The sequence below is a fragment of the Fibrobacter sp. UWB1 genome (genome assembly GCF_002210325.1).
GTDB lineage: Bacteria > Fibrobacterota > Fibrobacteria > Fibrobacterales > Fibrobacteraceae > Fibrobacter.
In genome coordinates this window covers 13,132-33,889 of record NZ_MWQL01000018.1, presented here as the reverse complement: position 1 = coordinate 33,889, position 20,758 = coordinate 13,132, and the positions used below count along the sequence as shown (strand labels likewise).

The following is a 20,758-nucleotide window of genomic DNA, read 5'->3' as shown; positions in this document are numbered from 1 at the left end:
AATGTAGAAAAAGGGAATCCCTTTTTATCAGGATTCCCTTTTTTCGAGAGAGGTTTTGGTAAAACGGATTAAAGCTTGACCTTGAAGGACTTGCCGCCCACCTTGACAATGTACACGCCCTTGGCGCCCGTGTAAACCTTCTGCACTGCACCGAGACCGCGAGTGGTACGCACCTGGTGACCGAGGCTGTTGAACACGGTAATGCTCATGCCCTGAGCGCCGCCGACCACGATGTAGTTGTCAGAGGATCTGTAGACAGAGAGACCGAAGTCGTTCTGAAGTTCGGCAGCAATAGCCATGCCGGGACCTTCATAGCCGCATCCTGGGATAAGTGCGTCGCAACCGACATCAGTGCTGGAAGAGGACTTCGGGCCCCACGGATTGGAGGCAGAAGAAGAGCTCTTGGCTTCGCTAGAAGAAGACTTCGGCGGTTCAACGCTGCTGGAGGATTCCGGAGAGGGACCTGCACCTTCGCCAGCGATAACGATCTCGCCTGCGTTCGGCACGGCGTCGAAGTACACATAGCCGCCGTCAATCTTGGATTCAAGTTTGGCACCCGCCTGCGTCACGTTGGCAGTGGAACCGCTGTACTTGACGCGCAGGGAGAGCGGGTAGTCATAATTGGAAATGTTGTCCTTAATGTTGTGAGTCAGCTTAACCGTAGTGGAGCTGCCGCTGTTAGAAACGTCAACCTTTGCGGCCTTACGTTCCTTGATGTACATGGCAACGTGACCCATCGGAGCCACCCAAATGTCCTTGTCGTTCTGCTGGGCATACTGGAGGGAGCCTTCCATAGTGCTAGCATCGGTCGGAGAGTAAGTCGCATAGCCGTTTGTGCCCGTTGTAAAGCCGTGCGTCAGGAATGCAACCCAACCGCCTTGTTGAACGGCCTTTTGCATATTGCCCTTAAAATCGCTGGTTCCCTGATTACCGGTCATGAGCGCAGAAACGGCAGCCCAGTTGTTCGGACCATCTTTGCCCATAATATCGGAGCCGCCCTTCCAGCTTCCGTTACAAATTCTTCCGACAACGTAATTCTGAAGAACCTGGGAGTCACCCGGGGTATCGCAGTTCGGGTAAGCCAGCGTAATACAGCCGTATTTCTGCTGAACCTTGCTGTTAAGAGTCTGCTTGGACGATGCAATTTCGTTACCGGGCATCGGTTGTCCATTGGGATGACTGTCACTATGGCTTGCGATTTCGTGACCAGAAGAGGCTAGTTGTTTCACTCCATCCCAACTAATCATTCCTTGTCCGCCAACCCAACCTGTAACAATGTTAAAGGTCGCCTTATAGCCGTACTTATCGAACATGGGCAAAGCAACACCTACATCGCTTTGCGGGCCATCGTCAAACGTGAAGGAAACGGCAGCCTTGCGGAAGCCTGCCCAAGTGGCAATTTCAGCATCCTGAGCAAAAACCATGGAAGAACCCATGGCAATCAGCGCAGCAATAGAAATCTTTTTGTAATTCATACACTCACACCCTTTTTAGTGATTGATTTAATGTTCTACCCCGTTATAATATATATATGGGCTAAAACAATCGCAATAATAGGGCGACAGTATCCGTTGTTAGCAAAAACAACGAATGTAAACGTTCGGAAACGTTTCTGCTAAGCGAGTTTCTGGAAAAAATCCATCAGCAGGTAGAGAGCGGGGGCCGCGAGGTAAAAGGAATCGCAACGGTCAAGCACTCCACCGTGGCCAACAAACAGGTTACCGGAATCCTTGGTACCGCTCCAACGCTTGAGTGCAGACATCAAGAGGTCACCCACCTGGCCCGCAACAGTCACCAAGACGCCAAGGCCAATCGCCTTCGCCCAGTCGATATCCACATTAAAGCACCCGATGGCGGCGCTGCACTTGGCCCAATAAGCGACCCAGGCGATAGTCGCGACAGAACCTGCGACGGAACCTTCCCAAGTCTTTTTCGGGCTGATGCTCGGTGCAAACAGGTGACGACCAAAGGGACCCTTGCCTGCCGCAAACTTGCCAAAGAAATAGGCCACCGTATCGCAAAGCCATACACCCGTCATCACAAGAATAAACGGATAGCAATGTTCAAAACCCTGGCCGTTGCCCATCATGAGCACGTTCATGCCACCCCAGAGGCCCACATAGAGCGGGGCGCCAAGCTGCATCACGAGCCACGGGAACAGGTGATCGATTTCGACCTTGGCGTAAGCCAAGCCAATATAAATCGCAAAAATCACGAGGAAGGTCATGCCCACCACGTACGGCACGGCAGGCATTCCAAAATAGCCACCTTTGGAAAGAGCCCATGCGAGCGTCAGGGCCAAGGAAGATGCAAACGAAAGGTAGCGGGTATCGGGGCCCTTGTACATTTTGCAGGCCATACCGGCCCATTCCCAGGCACCGACACCGGCCAAAAAGCACATCAACCCTATACGGCTGTAATCGCTGAACCACAGCAAAAAGAATACAATAGGAATGGCGATGAACGCCGTAATTAAACGCTGCGCAAGATTACTCATGCAACACCTTTCCAAAACGTCTTTCTCGAGTATTGAAGAACTCGACGGCCTTCAAGAATTCTTCCTTGGTAAAGTCGGGCCACAGCGTATCGGTTACGTAGAATTCGCTGTAAGCGGCCTGCCAAAGCAGGTAATTCGAAAGCCTGAACTCTCCCCCGGTACGAATCACGAGATCCGGATCGGGAGCTCCTTTTAAATACAAATTCTTAGCGAAGAGCGTCTCGTCGATATCTTCAACCTTGATTGCCCCGGACGCCACTTGCGTGGCAATGGAACGCGTCGCTTCGACAATTTCTTGCCTGCCACCATAAGAGATAGCGAGGTTCAGCTGCATGCCCGTGTTGTTCGCCGTCTTGTCGATGGCGGACTGAAGACTTGTGCGCGGCTTTTCTGGCAAACGGTTCATGTTGCCAATCACCGTAAGCTTCACGTTCTTTTCCATGAGATCGGGAATTTCCTTGACAACCATCTCGATCAAGAGGTTCATCAAGTAATCCACTTCCTTGCTGGGCCTGCCCCAGTTTTCGGAACTGAACACATACAACGTCATGTGTTCAAGTTTCAGGTTCACGCCCACTTCGACGGCATCAATCGTCGCCTGGGTGCCCTTGCGGTGTCCGAGGAAACGTTCAAGACCGCGGCTACGGGCCCAGCGCCCATTGCCATCCATGATAATCGCTACATGTCTAAGCTGATTTGCCACGCAAACCCCGGACTACACCTTGAGGATGTCTGCTTCCTTTTCAGCGAGGAGGCTGTCGATCTGGGCAATAGCCTTGTCGGTAGCCTTCTGGATTTCGTCCTGCTGTTTCTTGACTTCGTCTTCGGGCAGTTCCTTGTTCTTCTTGAGGGCGTCGTTAGCATCGCGGCGGATATTGCGGATAGCCACGCGGCCTTCTTCGGCATGCTTGCGTGCAATCTTTGCAAGTTCCTGACGGCGTTCCGTGGTAAGAATCGGGAGGCTCACGCGAATGCAGTTGCCGTCCTTCATCGGGGTAAGGCCGATGTTTGCTGCAAGGATAGCCTTTTCAATCGGGTCAACCATGGTCTTTTCCCACGGGGACACAAGCAGCATGCGCGGTTCGGGCACAGAAACCTTAGCCACCTGGGAAATCGGAGTCGGCGTACCGTAGTAGTCGATGCGCACGTCGTTCAGGATAGCGGGGCTAGCCTGGCCTGCGCGGATCTTCGAGAATTCACGTTCGGTGGCCTCAATGGCCTTGTTCATTTTATCAGAATAATCTGCCATAATTTTTTGCGTGTTAAAAGGTTTTACTTACCAGTTACTAGTTGCGAAATATAGATAATTGAAAATGTAGGCGCAAAATAAGTAGTGTTTTTGTAAGAGAAAATTCTAAATTTGGCGTTATGCCTACTAAAAAGCCCAAAGTTTTCGTTGTCCATTTAGGATGCGCCAAGAACCAGGTCGATGCAGAAAACCTGGTCGGAGAAATGTTACACGCCGGTTTTGCAACTTGCGATACGGCCGCCAAAGCGGACTACATCCTGGTGAACACCTGCGGTTTTATCGAAGCCGCTAAAGAAGAATCCATCAACGCGATTCTCGCACAAATTAACGGCAAGAAGCCCAAGCAGAAGCTGATTGTGTCGGGCTGCCTTTCGGGCCGCTACGGCGACGAACTAGTAAAGGAACTGCCCGAAGTCGATTACTGGGTGGGCACCTACAAACCGGGTGAGCTCTTGAAGAAGATGGGCATCGTGGCTCCGCAAACTTGCGACGCAGAGAACTTGCCGCGCATGAACCTGGGCGGATTCAAGCACCACGCCTACCTGAAGATTGCCGAAGGCTGCAACCGCCGCTGCGCCTACTGCGCGATTCCCCTTATTCGCGGAAAGCAGGTTTCGCGAAGCATCGAAGACATTGTGGCAGAAGCCAAGGAACTCGAAGCGCAGGGCGTCCAGGAAATCACGCTCATCGCACAAGACACGACTTACTTTGGCCGCGAAAAGGGCAAGAAGGGCGGCACGCTCGCCCAGCTTTTACGAGCCATTCTCGACAACACAAACATTCCGTGGATCCGCACGCTTTACTGGTACCCGATGTTCGTGGACGATGAACTTTTGGACCTGATGGCAAGCGAACCGCGCCTGGTGAAGTATGTGGACATGCCCATACAGCATGCAAGCGACAACGTACTCAAGAACATGAAGAGGAACTACCGCAAAAAGGAACTCGTCGATATTCTGCACAAGATTCGCGAGCGTATTCCGGGCGTTACGCTGCGCACCACGGTGCTTGTCGGATTCCCCGGCGAAACCCACGAAGACTTTGAAGAACTGATGGAACTGTTGGAAGACATTCAGTTCGATCACTTGGGCGGATTCGTATTCAGTCCCGAAGAAGGCACCCCCGTGATGGAGATGGACTTGCCTGCAGTCGACGAAAGCGAAGCCCGCGCAAGGCTCGACGCCGTAAACGATTTGCAAGAAGAACTTGATGCCGAACATGCCGAGGCGATGATCGGAAAGAAAGTCCGCATCATCATCGACCAGGTTGCCGAAGAAAGCGAATACCACTTTTACGGACGCACCGAAGGCAACTCCATGGAAAACGACGATATCGTGAAGGTGCTCGAAGGTGATGCCGACGTAGGTGAATTCCGCGACGCGCTCGTGGTAGACGCCGAACCGCATGAACTGATTGTGAAGCTGGTGTAATTTACTATCTTTGCACCACACGCCCTTGTAGCTCAGTTGGATAGAGTGTCAGCCTCCGAAGTTGAAGGTCATGCGTTCGAATCGCATCAAGGGTATAAAAAAGGCTCCTCATCGAGGAGCCTTTTTCAATGTCATTCAGGACTTAGCGACCGGCGACGCCAGAGCGGGCTCTAGCCTTTTCACGTTCGCGGCGGCGCTTTTCGGTGTCATCCGGGAAGAGTTCCGGCAGAGCGTAACCGATAGCGATACCGAAGACGATGCCTGTCTTGCTCATACCTTTCGGGTCCACCACGCGGGAACCCCATTCACCCGTTTCGCCATCAGCCAGCCAAATGTTCTGGTAATTGCCTTCCAAGTCCATCATCGGAGTTTCTAGCTTGCGGAAGCTCGGGTTATCCGTTTCCTGGTCGCCCTGACCGGTGCTTGCATAATAGGTCTTCGGAGTCTTGGCAAGCTTCGGTGCATAGTACATACCGATAGAGAACTGCAAGTAATACCATTCGTTGGTCAAGTAGGTGATAAGGGCGTCAAACTGGAAGCCATCCACCTTAATCAAAGCACGGGTCTTGCTTTCGTCGGGAACGATGTCATGGTCAAAGTACACAGTACCGTAAGACACAGACACGCCCAAATGGAGCGGATTCTTGGGGAACAGATAGTAGTTCAAGCCAACCTTGTAACCCGTACCGCCTTCAAGATCCCATTCGTCGAAATCGTTGTCAGTTCCCTTCGGCACGAAACCGAAAGAACCGTAAAGAGCCAAATGGAACGGCAAAATGTATTCAATGCCGGCACCAAGACCCATACCCATACCGGTTTCGCCCATAATCGGGTAACGGGAACCCATACCGATCTGGAAAATCAAGCGGTTGCGCAACCAGTCACGGCGACGTTCTGAGTTCGCGTATTCATCGAGACGCTGTTCTTCTTCAAACTTCTTGCGTTCGGCCATTTCACGACGCTGGGCAGAGTTAATACCAACGTCATAGACTTCTTCCTCTTCTTCGTCATCGCCAGTGGCCATGGAAGCATGCGGAGCAGCGTCACCTTCTTCTTGAGCAGAGGCGGGGGCAGAAATAAAGCCTTCATCGTCCTCGTCAAAGTCGTCTTGCGCCCAAGACAAGAAGGCGGTCAAACATAAAGACAAAAGTACTTTCTTAAACATGAAAAAGCCTCAGATTATATAATCGCATTTGCGAATATAACTTTTAAGCGAGCAAATCGCACGAAACTTAATGTAAAAAAAGCAAAAAACACGCTTTTCGAAGGTTTTTTGGGCATTATTTGGCCTCTAGCAATTTAGCCTTGATAGAACCAAGCGCAATTTCGCACTCCATAAGTACCGGAATGCGGCGTTCGTCATCGGTGAGCCATATAAAAATGCGCCCTTTGGAGACAAAAATGCCGTCGCCATCGAGAACGGGTTCCACTTTAATGCAGGGGACTTCGCCAAAAATGCTCTCGATCTTTTCGCGACCGTGTACAATCACTTTAAGTTCATAGCGTTTTTTGCCACTCACCGCCGAAAAACGGGAAGTCTCCCCCACCTTGAGCGGGAGGGTTCGCACCAAGTAGAACGCCGACATAATGCTATGTTCTTCGCCCTGGATAGTGACTGCCGTATCGGCAGAGCGCTTGGTCTTGCGGGTTTTCATATCGGTGAACACCGTATCCGAAAGCCACGCCTTTTCGCCCTTGCGGTCAAAGCGGATAACAGACGTGTTGTGGAACGTGCCCTCGTGGAGTCGCTTGCGGAACACTTCGGTCATGAGGCCCTTGTTGCGTACGCGGGTGTACACCGTATCGTTTACCGGGTAGATTCGGTTGATGGTCTTGTTGCCAGTCGCGAAGGTCAGGAACTCCGTCTTGCCGCCAGCAATCGGTTTGACCTCGAGAGTCGCAGTACCTGCCGTAATGAACCCCCAACCAAGGCTGAAGGTCAAGCGTTCTCCCTTCATCCACGGGGCGTTGACCTCAGGAAGGTCGGGTTCACCGGCGAAAGACGCCGCCACGAGGAACGCCGTGAGAAAGACGATAGACGACAACTGCGTAAAGCGAGAGTCGCGACCAACGAAGTTGGGCATGACCGAGCTGAACAGTTGGTACATGAGCGAAGCGAATGTACAAAGACGAGAGAGCATAAAAGAATGTGAGGTGTGTAATGTGTGATGTGTGATGCGAAATATCTAATTCCACATTTCACATTACACATTCCACATTGTGTTACCCTTCAATATCTCCGAGGCCTTTGCGGTAGGCGACGAGCTTCTCGCGGACTGCCGGATCTGCGATGGCGACGATGTGGGCGGCGAGGTAACCGGCATTCTTGCCGTTGCCGATGCCGACCGTGGCCACCGGGATTCCCGGGGGCATCTGCACGATAGAGTGCAGAGCATCGACGCCGTTGAGCGGGCCGCCGGCGCAGGGCAAGCCGATAACGGGAAGAATGGTGTGCCCTGCGAGCACGCCCGGGAGGGCTGCAGCGAGGCCAGCAACACCGATGAGGACCTGGAGGCCTCGCCCGGCAGCTTCGCGAGCATACTTCGCGGTGGCGTTCGGGGTGCGGTGTGCAGAGAGGATGTTGTATTCCCACGTGATGCCGAACTGGTCGAGCACCGCGGTGATCTTGTCTACAGTTTCCTGGTCGGACTTGCTACCCGCAACGATACCGACCTTTGCATTCGGAACTTCATTAATCTGCATTTTTAAGTTTCCTTATTTTGCGAGTCTTGCAAGGCCCTTCTTGCCGATGTCCTTGCGGTAGAACTTGCCTTCGAACTGAACCTTCTCGGCAGCTTCGTAAGCGATGTCGAGAGCAGCCTGGAGCGTTTCGCCATGGCCCACCACACCGAACACGCGACCACCATTGGTCACCAACTTGCCGTCGACCATCCTGGTACCGGCATGGAGCACCTGGGCGCCGTTCTTTTCGGCTTCTTCGATACCCGTGACAACCTTGCCCTTTTCGTAGGAGCCCGGATAGCCCGCGCTTGCAAGCACCACGATTGCGGAGCTGCCCTTCGGAGCCTTCGGGGCACCGAGCTTAGCGAGTTCACCCTTTTCAGCAGCGTCGAACAAAGCGAGCACGTCGCCGTCATAGAGCGGGAGCACAATCTGGCATTCGGGGTCGCCGAGGCGGCAGTTGTATTCCACGACCTTCGGGCCCTTCGCAGTCACCATGATGCCCACGTAGAGCACGCCCGTGTAGGGCTTGCCTTCGGCAGCCATGCCCTTGAGGGTCGGTTCGATAATCGTCTTCTTCACTTCGTCGAGGAGAGCGTCCGTCACCACCGGAGCCGGGCTGTAGGCGCCCATGCCACCCGTGTTCGGGCCCTTGTCGTCGTCAAAGACGCGCTTGTGGTCCTGGGCAGAAGAGAGAATCACGTAATCCTTGCCATCGCAAACCACGAAGATGGAGGCTTCTTCGCCGTCCATGAATTCTTCAATCACGACCGTCTTGCCGGATTCACCGAAGACCGCCTTGTCGCCGAGCATTTCTTCGACAGCGTCGTTCGCTTCCTTGTCGGTCATGCAGACGATAGCGCCCTTGCCCGCAGCGAGGCCCGACGCCTTCACCACGATCGGAGCCGGGTGTTCGGCGAGGAACTTCTTGGCGGAGGCGAGATCGGTGAAGGTCTCGAAGGCTGCCGTCGGCACGTTGTACTTCTTCATGATATCCTTGCTGAAGGCCTTGGAGCCTTCGAGCGCGGCAGCAGCCGCAGTCGGGCCGAAAGCGCGCAGCCCGCGACGGCGGAATTCATCCACCACGCCAGCGACCAGCGGAATTTCGGGGCCGATGACCGCGAGGTCAATCTTTTCGGCAACCGCGAGGTCGGCAATGGCCTTCGGGTCGGTCACATCCACCGGCACGCACTTGCCGAGGTTTGCCATGCCCGGGTTGCCCGGAGCGCACACGAGAGTGTCGCACAGCGGCGACTTCTTGACTGCAAGAGCGATGGCATGTTCGCGACCACCGCTACCAACGACGAGAATATTCATAAGCGAGTCCTTATACTTGTACGGGGGATAATTTAGAAAAATAGCATGCGGAAGGGGCCTTGGCCCAATACTACTTGCATGCTTTTTCATACGAATCATACCATTCAGGGAAAACTGATTTCAGCTCCACCAACATTCTTTTATCCATTCGACCATTTGAATTCGAAGTCTGACAGCGGTCATTTACAGTAATTGACCCAAGATACAGCGAATCACGATTAAAGCAATCTGCAAGCAGATTATACGTTGCATAAAATTTTTTATCGCACTCGAATCTTCTTCCAATGGAAAAGACAAACTGAAGGCATGTTTATATACGCTTGAATCAGCGACTTCAAATATTCCTTTCTTTGCACTTTTATTATTGCGCAACATAATCTTTGATGTTCCTAATTCTCGATTCCATATTTTCCCAAGGGGCTTTACAGGAAATCCATAAACAGCACAATATGCTGCACTAAAAGTCTCTCTTTTCTCCAGGTATTCCTTTTCAATAGAATTCAATTCCTGTTCATCCTTTTCTGTAGAACAAGATACTAGCAGAAAGAATATGGCACACAAGAAGATCTTCATCATTCCATTTTTGCACATATTATTTTCTCCATCAAAATCCACAAGACTCCAGTTGTCGATTTTACGTTGAATCATCAGTTTTTCCGTTTATCCAACCTTAAAACAACTAATTTCGTCCGTTTTTCCAACTATTTTTACGATATTTTTGCCCATTTTTCCAGCTTGTCTCTCATGGCGGGGCGATTCTTGAACCGCGACAGCCAAGATATTTTCAGCCGGTTGACTTCCGGGAGGCCGCCTTCGTACTTGAGCAGTTCGCCCGCATCGCGGTAAGCGATAAAGCCACCGTCGCGATACCTGCGGACGATGCTATCGAACTGGGCGGTAATATCTTCAAGTTTTAGGGGTTGCATAGTTATTCCCGGCATCAAGTCTTCAAAGAATATGTTCTGTTTTTATTTGCTCCGTTGGGGACTGTTTTATCTAACTCTCACCAATCGCCACATATTTCTGGATCCGGCTATTCGGCTTATCCGGAACAGTATAACGTATTCTTTTGTTAAGCAATGGCTTGAGGTACAATTTGTCAAAACTCTTTCGGTCAGACAACTTCAAGAATGCCATCATCTCCTTTTTAGACCGAGGAATTCTACAGAACAAGACCAGTTCATTGCATTTAGTTTGTATATCAACTTGGGGGGCGACTTGGGGGGTGACTTGGGGGGTGACTTGGGGGGTGATCACGTCAAAATCCGAATTCAGCACATAATACACCGAGTCAACCGTTTTGCCCTTTTGCTTCAAAACGCCCATTTTTTTAAGAAAATCAAGGTTTGAATCAGCCAATTTCCGTTTTTCACCGACAATCTGCATATAAGTCAACGTATCAACTGCACCAACTTCACGGGCAAAAATCAAGGCCGAACGCTGCCCCTGCGACAGTGTTCCACCAAAACTGTTGAGCCAAGCAACATCACCTTCGTCAAAGAACTTGTGCAAAAGCAACCGAATCGTGAAAGTATCCTTTGTTCTGTCAGACTCAAACGTGGGCATCGAAAGTCCCGCCCCGGTCATCAGGCGACGCATGGTACGAATCCCCGTTCCCTTGAATTCCGCAAGGTTTGTCTCATGGAGAATCGAGGCAATCAACTGATTTCGTGTATCGCTCCCAGCGGTTCCAATTTCTTCTTGCGCCTTCAGAGAATACCCCGAATTAATTATTTCGATGCGATTGTTGTAGCGGATAATTTGAGTCGGACGGTTATGCCGATACGAACGATGCATAACGGCATTTACGATAGCCTCCCTTATCACACGTTCCGGCAAGTCGGGTTTTGTCGTCGCGTGTATCTGCCCTTCTTTCAACGAAAAATTTTGAGGCAAATCCGACAAGACCGCATCAATCATCCTGTCAATCTGGAGCATGAGCGGCCCCATGAACTCAATCGCAGAAAAACGTTCATTGACATTTTCTACCCACTCATTTCCACGTACACGAATATAGTCCGTCCGCATCAACGGGTAAAACCGCCGAATAACACGCTTCGTTCCAAAAAGCATTACACCAGCAAATGTAAGGTTACCATCTTGCGTCAGGCATTCCAACGATTCCAAAAGTTCCCTGTCACTATAGTTGAGTTCTTCCGCCTTGGGATTAACCTCTTTGCGACATCTGCGGTAATACTTGACGGCATCCAAATCAACATCATCAAAACCTGTATTCTTGACAACAGAAGAATCGAAACTCGTATTATCTTGATAAAAGGCATACAAGTCTTCTTCTGTGCATCGTTGGTCGCTTGACCCGATTCGTCGCCATGCACCTTGCGGTAAACCAACGCTCTTGAAATACAGAGGTTTTTGTTGACTTGGGAGTTCCGGCACGAAAATTTTCAGCACATTCTTGCCATCAAGCTTTTCCACATCGATTCGCGGACGCACCGACAAATTGAACATGCTCGCGCACCGCGTAGAAATATCCAACTGAGCCTTATCTGGATTTTCAACTCCCTCAATCCAAAAACGATTGTCGAGCGCCTTGGTATCTTCACCAATTCCTAAAAGAATATACCCACCGCCAAGCCCAGGTTCGTTGCTAAACGAACAGACAGACTCCATCAACGACTGAGCCGAATCACTTTCGCCCTTGGCCTCAATCCACACGCATTCATCGGATTCGGACAACTGTTTATAGAGTTCTTGTGCAGTGTAGAGTTTCATTGTTTTCCTCTAGTCCATGGGATTCCTATTCTACCTAAATATAACTCCATCCACTTGACACAAAGTGACAAAATGAGATTTTTCTCAACAGCGTAACAGCCACTTACGCAAGCGTATAATAATCAAGAATCAGGTCAACCGCACTTGCGTCCTTGAGGATTCGGTTTTCTATCTCGGGCATTGGCTCGGGTTCGTTTCTTTTTTCAAAGTCCTTGAGGTCCAAATATGTTGATATCCTTAGACGGTTCTGAGAAGACAAGCCCATGGCCGTTGCATAGACTTTTGCGTATTTTCTTTTATTAACTGTACTTGAATAGTCGAAATCTTTCAACTTCTGCATCAGCATTGCACCCGTAGGGAATCCATACGGAACACTACAACCGGCACCTATGACAAAAACATCAGACATCATTTTTTATCGCCACTTTTATCGCCATTCTCAGTATTTATCGCCACTTTTATCGCCGTTTTTAGCGTTTATCACCGATTTATCGCCAATTTTTAAATTTATCGCCGTTCAGGATTTCTATTCTACCTAAATATAACTCCATCGACTTGACACAAAGTGACAAAATGAGTTATTCATGCTTTTTTACCGCAATCATTTATACTTGACCTGATTGGTTTTCGAGAGTTCCAGGAAGCCTGCGTTTTGGAGGGCGTCTATCAGGCTTTGAATATTTGCGTCGGTCAGCTTTTCTGCAGCGAACCAGTTCTTTAGCGTCTTCTGCAATTTTGATTTGGTGGTGGGCGGATTCTTTGAAATGCCTTTCAGATTCGCCATAGCCTTTTCGAGAGCCTTTTGCAAGTCAAACGCCTTTTGTGGCACAGCCTTCTTCGCGGGCTTCGCCGGTTGCGGAGCGGGCTTCTTGGGCGCAGCAACCTTTTTCGCTTCTTGAGGCTTGGCGATTAGCCCCAGGCGTTTCGCCAGTTCCTCGTACGATTCCACGCGTTCGCAGCGGTCTTCGCCGAACTGCTTTTGCACATGCAGAACGAGCGGATCGTAGTCGTGATCTTTTGAAAGAATCACGCAATGACTGTTGAACGGTTCGCGGGGCATCACTTGGCCCATGTAAAATGCGATGTAGAAGTCGAGCGCGTTTTCGGCCTGTTTCTTGGTCATCTTCTCGGGAATCGCAAGTTCCACAAGTTCGATGCGGCCCTCGCTCAGGGCGTAACCGAAATCCTTCAGCTGCGTAAGCGAAAGGTTTATCTTGTTCGTGGAATTGTGGAACAGCACGAACTTCAGCGGAGAGCCGTCCGTATTAACGACAAGGTCGGTCAGGCCGTTCAGCCCGACATTTTCGCAGTCCACAAGGACATGGGATATGGGGAATTTAGGAGTGGGCATTAGGAAATCTCGGTAAAAATATTTACATCTTTAGATTACGCTAATTCGCATTGTTTATGCCTTATTAAGCAAATGCTTCTTTTATTTCAAAAGCTTCTGTTGGAGACAACAAGCCTTTGTTTAATTTCTCAATTTCTTTATCAAGTTCGCTCATAGATCGAATTTTTGACACTTTAAATTTTATATCATAGCCCATACTATTTAAGTTTTTCTCAATTGTTGAAAGAACGTAATCTCGCAAGATGGCCTTTGTCCGTTCTACTTTCAAATGTGCATAAGCCAAATAAAAGCCCGAAACATCTGAAGCATCCGTCAAATAAAAGCCCCAACAACGAAAAGCTTTTGATGCAGCGATTAAATGTTCTTTATATATTCTTTTTAAAATAGAACTATTCTGCATGTATAATTTCGCCTTTTCTTGCAAAAAATCATTCAACAAAAGGACCTTTTTTGCAAAGAATTTTTCTCCGCCTAATTCTTCAGGAATTGCAAACTTCCAATCACGCTTTTTCTTATCAAAACGGTAAATACATGAGCCAGAAATTAACATGTCGGCAACAATTTCTCTCACGCAATGTCCCATTTGTTCTGCAATCCGAGTTTCGCTATATGGTGAAATTTGTGAAAGGACGTCCATTATATTGAAATTTTCTTGCCCTACAATGCTTATTTCAAATTTTTGAAAAAAAGTGTATTGATTAACAAATCGAGAATGGAACGCAGAACTAGGACCGCTTCCGCATACAACAGAGCAAGACCATTCAGAATCATTTTTCTTCATCATCGCCTCCCTCTAATGCCCGTTTCAGATATTCATTTTCCCAACCAAATTCGCAGTCTTGTAAATAGGGGTTCTTCATAAAATAATGCACAAAGAACGGGTGCTTTATATCAATTTTGCGCATATAACTCGGATGCTCTCTATAATTCTTCACAAGATGCCTAATAAGGGCACTTTTATGATTCACAACAGCATATTGCTCAGGAATCATAGACTTGCGAGAATCTTTCATCTCATAGGGAACTTTTTCGATTAACGTTATTATTTTCCTTTCAAACTTCGGAACTATTTGAGAATTCATTCCCATTTTTGTATCATCAATATTTGAAAAAATATCTTTCTTGTATTTTACAAACAAAGGCTTCAGCAACTCATCTTTAAAACAAACTTCCATCTGCTTATCCCAAGCAGAATCAATCTGTGATACAAGATGCTCATTTTCATAATATTCAGAACATATTAACAAAACATTAGATACAAGAATCGCATAATCAATATATTCCTTCATTTCGCCAAAATTTTTTGCATACACCATCCGGATAAAAATAGTTGTCAATCCATTCTGAAAACATTTTTCTGCTATACAACAATCGCCCTTTATGGCAAAATCTATGCAGTCTCTAAACATTTTCAAAAATAACATGCCGGCATAATCAGGAACTTCTTCATTACGCTCTTTTACTGAAATAGCAGGAATAATAATTGAAGACTCTACCGTCAAATATTTTAAATGGTTTTCATATTCCTTCTTATATTCGTTCTTTACTAGGTGCGTAAAAGCGATAAGCGGATCTTTTACATCAGTTGATAAAGAGTCGTAAATAAACATTAAATGATCTTCTGATTTGAAAACATTAGTCCAGAACTCTTCAATACATTTCAGAGTTGCGGCCTTACAAACAGGAGACAGCTGAGCATCTTTGAGTCGATTTTCAAATCGTTCAATATTTTGCTTCGTCAACAATTTGTAGTTGTCGTTAAAACGAATCGCCTCTCGTTGGCAAAGAAAATCCACAATATACCAAGGCGGGGTCTTGACAGAACCTTCAATTTTCAGTTCTGTCTGTATTTTCTCATTTAATCCTTCTAAGTCCCTCAATTGAGATGGATTAAATCCTGTTTTGTAGAGGCTTTCTTTTTTCTCTATTTTAATTTTTTGAAGAACTGCAGAAAGAGCTCTCTTGTCCAAGGTTTCTGACAAATAAACAATTAAATTTATTTCGAAAATAAAGATATTCTCAACAAAAGAAACTCCCCAATGTTCCTGAGAAAATGAGGCTGGCTTTAACCCCCATAATTTATCAATAATTAAAAGTGCTCTACCATACTCATTATTATACGCAAGCGATTGAATGTATTTGCCAAATTTCGGTATAATCGCCGTAAACTCAGCTTCACAAGCATAATGCTTTATATCAGTAAAAAGTAATTTCTCCAAGCAATTTTCAAACCAATAATCATCGGTTCCTTCAATTGGCATTTGGTTTTGGAAACCCAACATATAGTTTGTTCGAACATAGTCTTGTTCCGTTATGTTCTTATAACGATATTTTTTCCCGTACCAGAGGCTGTTTGTTGGAAACGAACGCTTACATACCTGATATCTCTGCAAAATTCCTATAATATCACAATCAAAGCGGAAAAGGTCTCGTTTGGAATACTCAGCATTCTTATTCAAAATTTGACTTAAACATTCCAAACAACGAGCAATGCCCATTCCGTTTTTTTGACAAAAAGTAGCATTGTCTTCAAGAGCATAGTGGTGATTAAGCTTACCTAAAATTTTCCACTGCAAATTCAACTGATTTGATAAAAAAGGAACCCAATTTCTTGGGTTAAATAAATTGAAAAGTCTTTTTCCTAAAAAAAGAAAAGAAGGAATAATAAGAATCACACTTATTATTGATAAGGCATACGCAATTTTTGAATATACATCAAAAAGCAAACAAATCCCAAGCATTATATACACATAAACGCTCGAAATTGAAGCCATACGCATAAATAGATTACTAACGCGATCCTTAATCAATAATTCACGAATTTCATATGGTACCTTTGCATAGGCGGCACTTGCAACAGACGTCATTCCTGCATAATAAAGGCCAATAAATAGAGTTTCAATCGCAGCAACGGCAATTAAAACGGCAACATAATATGCTGTAAATGATTTTGCATCCTCTGCACACTGCACAAAGCAAGGTTCAATAAACCAGGTTATCCATGCTGTTATTACTGCAGCGAAAATACTCGTTATAGAATTTCTAATAAAGCTAAATAAATGCCCAGTATTATCTTTTATATCGGACTTCTTGTCCCACCACCTAGAACACACAAACCTAATAATAGACTTCTTTAACGAGTCTAAGGCACAATAGATTTTAACAAATCTTGGACTTTTATCAAAGAGATTCATACCAGCATCTTCTACTGCAAATAATCCAAGTTATCAAGCATTCTTATAATCAAATTCCTAAAGTCTGCCCTGAAGGATTCATCTTGCAAATAGCTTTTATATAGCGAATTGTCGCTTTTGCGCTGTTGGCGGACAACGGAATCCAGAATTTCGTTCATCTTGTCACTAGATGTCTGCGGGTCGGGATTGCCGACGACAAATTCACGATACTGTTCATTATTCTTGACTGCCCTTGCAATACTTACAAGCTTTGTCTTTTGATCATCTGGAGTCGCTTGCCATCCATGGAACCAACGCTCATTGAATTCCTTCAAAATTTCATCAAGTGCCGCCTTAGGGTCGTTCTTGTCATCGCCCGCATTGACCATAACAGGCTTGTTCGGATCAATAATGGCTTCGCCAGCATCCAATACAATCTTTTCGTTCAAGGCGGTTCTGCGCAATCCGTAGGTATTCAAATCAACGGAATCCAACAAGTCCTTTACGCCTTCATCATCCTTAGACGTTACATGCAAGCCGGGAATTAGATAGCGAAGGAACCAGAACAGCTTTTCCCATTCGGCGACTTCAAACGCCATAATTGCCGCAACTTTGGAATAGATACGGACAAACTGCTTGCACTTCATCTTGAAGTCCGCTTTCCCGTTTTCGGACCATTCGATTTCATTGTTAAAGCGGTTCGCGGCAGCATCCAAAATGGGCGCCCACTGGTCGGCCTCACTTCCATGGATATACAAATCAATGAAGCTGTCGATATCTTCCTGTTCAAACACTCCAAAACCAAGAAGCGTCATTCTCAATTCATGTAGAATGTTTACGTCTGTCGCTTCAGAAAGTGTCGTTGCCGTATAGAAGGGGTCAAAAGCCTCCTTAATGCTATCCTTGCTGTTGTAAAAATCAAGCACGAACAAGTCTTCGCTCAATTTACCAAGTTCAGGGGCAGCGCGGTTCAAGCGGGACAACGCCTGCACCGCAAGGACTCCGTCCAAAGGCTTATCGACATACATGGCACAAAGCTTCGGTTGGTCGAAACCGGTCAAATACTTATTCGCCACGACCAATATGCGGTAATCATCGTTCTCAAATTTTTCGGAAGTCTGGGAATCTGGGAAACCGTTCATTTCGGCTTCCGTAAAATCCTTTCCATCTATAGTTTTCGTTCCCGAAAAGGCTATCAGAATTTTAAACGGAAGATTCAAGTCTTCAATTAAGGCTTTAAGAGCATTGTAGTATTGAATAGCACATTCAATATCCTTTGTGACAACCATCGCCTTCGCCTGGCCTTTTAATTTACGGCTACGGAATATCTTGGCATCAAAATGAGTCAACATCACATCGGCTTTCGCATCAATTGTTTTGCGGTCGCGTTCAACGGCCTGCCGTAATTTCTTCTGCGCCTTGTCCTTGTTATATTCGGGATTCTTGTCCGTAGCCTTGATCAGTTCATAATAGCTCTTATACGTTGTATAATTCGTCAGGACATCGAGAATAAAGCCTTCCTCAATAGCCTGCTTCATGCTATACAAATGGAACGGATGGAATTTACCTTCAGAATCTTTAGTCCCAAATCTTTCTAGGGTTTCTTTCTTGGGAGTCGCCGTAAATGCAAAGTAAGAGCAGTTGGTACTCATCTTACGATCACTCATCAACTTTTCCAACAAGGCATCTGTGTCACCGCCATCCATATCTGCATCTTTCTGCACGGTGGCGTTCATCTTATCCGCGGCAATGCCGGACTGCGAACTATGAGCCTCATCTATGATAATGGCGAAATTTCGGTCGCTCACATCGCTTATCGCATTGCAAATAAACGGGAATTTTTGAATGGTCGTAATGATTATGCGTTTGCCAGCTTCAATGGCATCCTTCAAATCTGACGAAGAATCCGCATGAGCAAAAATACTGGCACTTTGGCCAAAAGCCTTGATATTGTCCGTAATCTGCTTGTCTAGTAAACGGCGATCAGTCACCACAATCACAGAACTATAAAGCGATTCCGTCACGCTCTTTGCCCGAACCGCATCCATTGTCGCAGGGCACGTCTTAATCAGCTTATATGCAAGCCAAGTCAAAGAATTGGACTTGCCCGAGCCCGCAGAATGTTCTATCAGATAAGTTTTGCCAACGCCGATTCGCGAGACATCTTCAACTAGTTTCTGAACAACATCTAATTGATGGTATCGAGGGAAGATTAGCTTTTTCGCATACCGCATAGTATGCGGAACTTTCTTCTGGGTTTTTGCTTCACCATAATCAAACAAGACATAGTTCATGATGATGTCGGCAACGACATCCTTCTGCAAAATCTTTTCCCATAGATACGAGGTCTTGTAGCCACCTTCCGTGTTGACCGGATTTCCGGCGCCTAGACCACCAGGCAAGCCTTTATTGAAAGGCATAAAGAAGGTTCTGTTTGAGTCCAAATGGGTGGTAAAGAAAACCTCATCCTTGTCTAACGTAAAATGAGCCAGGCAACGCCCAAAATTGAGCAATGTTTCCTTTGGGTCACGATCTTCCTTATATTGTTTTTGACCATCGTATCTCGCAGTCTGATGCGTCCACGGGTCTTTAAGTTCAAACGTGAACAACGGAACACCGTTCACATACAAAACCATGTCAATTTCTAGCCCCGGCTTGGAAACAGAAAATGTCTGTTGCCTTGTAACCGAGAACTGGTTCTGCGCATATTTTTCCCACGAAAGAGCGCTATCCGACGGAGACGGTTTGGGATAGAATAACGTGACATGGATGTTATCCACATCGACACCTTTTCTCAAGGCATCAATCACGCCAAAGTTCTTGATAAACTTGGAAACCCGCTTCGGGATTTCTGTTCTAGGGTCGCCACCTTTATACTCTGCAATAACATCACCCTGAGTTGCTTCAAGAAAAGACCAAAGACGTCGCATGTCAAAGGCAAGGACCTTATCGAAATCAGAAGGCCTTCCCCAATAATACTGTTCAGCAGCAGGAGTCTGCGCATCTATATCGGTAAGGTTTGCAGCTTCGCGTTCTTCGCGGGTGCTACCCACGAGGGCTCTTTCGATAAGGGCTTCAAACGCCTGTTCGTCGGTCTTGCTCGTTTCCATAATTCTAATCTCGTTTAGCGTTTCGTCAACTCTTGATAGACCGCAATCCCTTTCGCCGTCAATAGGTATTTTTGGCGTGGATGCTTGGGCGAATTGGGGTAAAGCATCCTTACAAATCCATCCTTAATCGCTGGAGAAAGGTAGAGATTTTGAAAATTTACTCGGTCTTTTAATTCCAAAGCAACCATCATTTCCTTAACCGAAAGCGTCTGTTCGCCGACGGCCTCGACAAGTCTTGCGATATTTGGATCATCTGTGTGCAGCTTGTCGGGGACTTGTCGGGTACTTGCTGGATGCTTGATGGGTACTTGATGGGTACTTGATGGGTTCGCTAAATTCGGTTGAACCCGCCATTCCTTTGATGGCTGGATATGCAGATAACGGTTTCGCAAATCCCACTGGTCGCCAAGCAGCAAGTTTCGGAAGAATCGTTCAAGATAAACGGGGCTGTAATCAACACCTTCTACGGCATTTCGGTAATTAGCACGAACTAATGCATTACGGAAATACCAGGAATGTTCGGCAAACATATCGTTATTGACTTTAAAGCCGAGAGAACGCAAGTACAAAATGGTAAAGACAGCTGTTGTTCGGGTATTGCCCTCGCAGAATGCGTGGATCTGCCATATTCCCGACACAAACTTTGTCACATGAGCAATGAGTTTTTCTGGCGAAATGCCCTTATAACTAAATTCCTTTTCTTGCTCAATGTCGAAATCCAAAGCTCGGTTCAAGTCTTCCCAATTCAGATAGCGAACCGTATCGCCCTTTAGCACCCACTCTTTTTTTGTGATGTTATAGGTGCGAATTTTTCCTGCATGCTTAAAGACCTTTTCAAAAATTCTCCGGTGCAACGAAATCAAGCCCTGCGCGCTGAAATCCAAAGTATCGGCAGAAAGGATTTTGGCGATGTTCGCAGAGACCTTGTCCGCCTCCTGCTTTTCGTCGTCATCCGGTTCACGCCACGACTTTGACTGATAATACGACTGAATAAGCTTGCGGGCTTCGTCAATATCGATTTTACCTTCAATATGCTTGCAGGCAGTCTCTTTCAAATAATCAGACGTCTTGAGACCGTCAACAGCCTGCAGGCCGATGGCGGTTCGCCAGATGGAAGCCTTCTCTTTTTTGTCCGGCTCACCTTGCTTGATGTATTCGTCAAAGTCCGTGTAAATGTCTTTTTTCATCCTATTACCAATATAGATTAAATATAAAA

At 46.9% G+C, this 20,758-nt stretch carries 18 protein-coding genes and 1 tRNA gene; 2 read left to right on the top strand and 17 right to left on the bottom strand.

Annotated features, from left to right (window positions below):
- Window positions 1-68 precede the first annotated feature (68 nt).
- From B7988_RS12365 to frr, 4 genes are all read right to left on the bottom strand, one after another.
- Window positions 69-1,475, bottom strand: coding sequence for a polysaccharide deacetylase family protein (locus tag B7988_RS12365; RefSeq protein ID WP_088658159.1), 1,407 nt, complete (start codon window positions 1,473-1,475; stop codon window positions 69-71).
- A 140-nt stretch (window positions 1,476-1,615) separates the two neighbouring features.
- Window positions 1,616-2,497 carry a phosphatidate cytidylyltransferase gene (locus B7988_RS12360; protein ID WP_088658158.1) on the bottom strand — a complete coding sequence of 294 codons (882 nt, stop codon included), beginning with the start codon at window positions 2,495-2,497 and terminating at the stop codon, window positions 1,616-1,618.
- Window positions 2,490-3,200, bottom strand: a complete 711-nt coding sequence (locus B7988_RS12355; protein WP_088658157.1) for an isoprenyl transferase — start codon at window positions 3,198-3,200, stop codon at window positions 2,490-2,492. Before B7988_RS12355 ends, B7988_RS12360 begins: the two co-directional genes overlap by 8 nt.
- A gap of 12 nt (window positions 3,201-3,212) precedes the next feature.
- Window positions 3,213-3,746, bottom strand: coding sequence for a ribosome recycling factor (gene frr, locus B7988_RS12350; RefSeq protein ID WP_072799877.1), 534 nt, complete (start codon window positions 3,744-3,746; stop codon window positions 3,213-3,215).
- Window positions 3,747-3,865: 119 nt separating this feature from the next.
- Between frr and rimO the strand changes: the two genes are divergently transcribed.
- A complete protein-coding gene (rimO, locus tag B7988_RS12345) occupies window positions 3,866-5,176 on the top strand; it encodes a 30S ribosomal protein S12 methylthiotransferase RimO (protein WP_088658156.1) in 1,311 nt (436 codons plus the stop codon).
- A gap of 21 nt (window positions 5,177-5,197) precedes the next feature.
- Window positions 5,198-5,271 (top strand) — tRNA-Arg (locus B7988_RS12340).
- A 47-nt stretch (window positions 5,272-5,318) separates the two neighbouring features.
- Here the strand turns inward: B7988_RS12340 and B7988_RS12335 are convergent.
- The 13 genes from B7988_RS12335 to B7988_RS12275 form a co-directional block, all read right to left on the bottom strand.
- On the bottom strand, window positions 5,319-6,341 hold the full coding sequence (locus B7988_RS12335) for a hypothetical protein (RefSeq protein WP_073323566.1): 1,023 nt from the start codon (window positions 6,339-6,341) through the stop codon (window positions 5,319-5,321).
- Window positions 6,342-6,456: 115 nt separating this feature from the next.
- The gene (locus tag B7988_RS12330; RefSeq protein ID WP_088658155.1) at window positions 6,457-7,317 is read right to left on the bottom strand and encodes a DUF3108 domain-containing protein; all 861 of its coding nucleotides are present in this window, start codon (window positions 7,315-7,317) and stop codon (window positions 6,457-6,459) included.
- Window positions 7,318-7,399: 82 nt separating this feature from the next.
- Window positions 7,400-7,879 (bottom strand): 5-(carboxyamino)imidazole ribonucleotide mutase, encoded by a 480-nt coding sequence (purE, locus tag B7988_RS12325; RefSeq protein WP_088658154.1) that lies wholly within the window; start codon window positions 7,877-7,879, stop codon window positions 7,400-7,402.
- 12 nt (window positions 7,880-7,891) lie between these two features.
- Window positions 7,892-9,175, bottom strand: coding sequence for a phosphoribosylamine--glycine ligase (gene purD / locus B7988_RS12320; RefSeq protein ID WP_088658153.1), 1,284 nt, complete (start codon window positions 9,173-9,175; stop codon window positions 7,892-7,894).
- A gap of 183 nt (window positions 9,176-9,358) precedes the next feature.
- Window positions 9,359-9,823, bottom strand: coding sequence for a hypothetical protein (locus B7988_RS12315; RefSeq protein WP_088658152.1), 465 nt, complete (start codon window positions 9,821-9,823; stop codon window positions 9,359-9,361).
- Window positions 9,824-9,882: 59 nt separating this feature from the next.
- Entirely contained in the window at window positions 9,883-10,101 is a 219-nt protein-coding gene (locus tag B7988_RS12310; RefSeq protein ID WP_141225668.1) for a hypothetical protein, read from the bottom strand.
- A gap of 70 nt (window positions 10,102-10,171) precedes the next feature.
- A complete protein-coding gene (locus B7988_RS12305) occupies window positions 10,172-11,908 on the bottom strand; it encodes an RNA-binding domain-containing protein (protein ID WP_088658150.1) in 1,737 nt (578 codons plus the stop codon).
- Between the two features lie 103 nt (window positions 11,909-12,011).
- Window positions 12,012-12,320: a hypothetical protein gene (locus B7988_RS12300; protein WP_088658149.1), complete on the bottom strand. Its 309-nt coding sequence runs from the start codon at window positions 12,318-12,320 to the stop codon at window positions 12,012-12,014.
- A 189-nt stretch (window positions 12,321-12,509) separates the two neighbouring features.
- Window positions 12,510-13,259 carry a PIN domain-containing protein gene (locus tag B7988_RS12295; RefSeq protein ID WP_141225667.1) on the bottom strand — a complete coding sequence of 250 codons (750 nt, stop codon included), beginning with the start codon at window positions 13,257-13,259 and terminating at the stop codon, window positions 12,510-12,512.
- A 64-nt stretch (window positions 13,260-13,323) separates the two neighbouring features.
- A complete protein-coding gene (locus B7988_RS12290) occupies window positions 13,324-14,043 on the bottom strand; it encodes a hypothetical protein (protein WP_088658147.1) in 720 nt (239 codons plus the stop codon).
- Window positions 14,027-16,453 (bottom strand): hypothetical protein, encoded by a 2,427-nt coding sequence (locus B7988_RS12285; RefSeq protein WP_088658146.1) that lies wholly within the window; start codon window positions 16,451-16,453, stop codon window positions 14,027-14,029. Before B7988_RS12285 ends, B7988_RS12290 begins: the two co-directional genes overlap by 17 nt.
- A gap of 11 nt (window positions 16,454-16,464) precedes the next feature.
- Window positions 16,465-19,542: a DEAD/DEAH box helicase family protein gene (locus B7988_RS12280; RefSeq protein WP_088658145.1), complete on the bottom strand. Its 3,078-nt coding sequence runs from the start codon at window positions 19,540-19,542 to the stop codon at window positions 16,465-16,467.
- Window positions 19,543-19,556: 14 nt separating this feature from the next.
- The gene (locus tag B7988_RS12275; RefSeq protein WP_088658144.1) at window positions 19,557-20,729 is read right to left on the bottom strand and encodes a Fic family protein; all 1,173 of its coding nucleotides are present in this window, start codon (window positions 20,727-20,729) and stop codon (window positions 19,557-19,559) included.
- Window positions 20,730-20,758 lie beyond the last annotated feature (29 nt).

Coding starts and splice junctions, on each gene's coding strand:
- B7988_RS12315 (WP_088658152.1), bottom strand. CDS start 9,823: ATGATTCAACGTAAAATCGACAACTGGAGTCTTGTGGATTTTGATGGA.
- B7988_RS12330 (WP_088658155.1), bottom strand. CDS start 7,317: ATGCTCTCTCGTCTTTGTACATTCGCTTCGCTCATGTACCAACTGTTC.
- B7988_RS12305 (WP_088658150.1), bottom strand. CDS start 11,908: ATGAAACTCTACACTGCACAAGAACTCTATAAACAGTTGTCCGAATCC.
- B7988_RS12310 (WP_141225668.1), bottom strand. CDS start 10,101: ATGCAACCCCTAAAACTTGAAGATATTACCGCCCAGTTCGATAGCATC.
- B7988_RS12290 (WP_088658147.1), bottom strand. CDS start 14,043: ATGATGAAGAAAAATGATTCTGAATGGTCTTGCTCTGTTGTATGCGGA.
- B7988_RS12275 (WP_088658144.1), bottom strand. CDS start 20,729: ATGAAAAAAGACATTTACACGGACTTTGACGAATACATCAAGCAAGGT.
- B7988_RS12300 (WP_088658149.1), bottom strand. CDS start 12,320: ATGATGTCTGATGTTTTTGTCATAGGTGCCGGTTGTAGTGTTCCGTAT.
- B7988_RS12295 (WP_141225667.1), bottom strand. CDS start 13,259: ATGCCCACTCCTAAATTCCCCATATCCCATGTCCTTGTGGACTGCGAA.
- frr (WP_072799877.1), bottom strand. CDS start 3,746: ATGGCAGATTATTCTGATAAAATGAACAAGGCCATTGAGGCCACCGAA.
- B7988_RS12360 (WP_088658158.1), bottom strand. CDS start 2,497: ATGAGTAATCTTGCGCAGCGTTTAATTACGGCGTTCATCGCCATTCCT.
- purE (WP_088658154.1), bottom strand. CDS start 7,879: ATGCAGATTAATGAAGTTCCGAATGCAAAGGTCGGTATCGTTGCGGGT.
- B7988_RS12335 (WP_073323566.1), bottom strand. CDS start 6,341: ATGTTTAAGAAAGTACTTTTGTCTTTATGTTTGACCGCCTTCTTGTCT.
- B7988_RS12365 (WP_088658159.1), bottom strand. CDS start 1,475: ATGAATTACAAAAAGATTTCTATTGCTGCGCTGATTGCCATGGGTTCT.
- purD (WP_088658153.1), bottom strand. CDS start 9,175: ATGAATATTCTCGTCGTTGGTAGCGGTGGTCGCGAACATGCCATCGCT.
- B7988_RS12285 (WP_088658146.1), bottom strand. CDS start 16,453: ATGAATCTCTTTGATAAAAGTCCAAGATTTGTTAAAATCTATTGTGCC.
- rimO (WP_088658156.1), top strand. CDS start 3,866: ATGCCTACTAAAAAGCCCAAAGTTTTCGTTGTCCATTTAGGATGCGCC.
- B7988_RS12280 (WP_088658145.1), bottom strand. CDS start 19,542: ATGGAAACGAGCAAGACCGACGAACAGGCGTTTGAAGCCCTTATCGAA.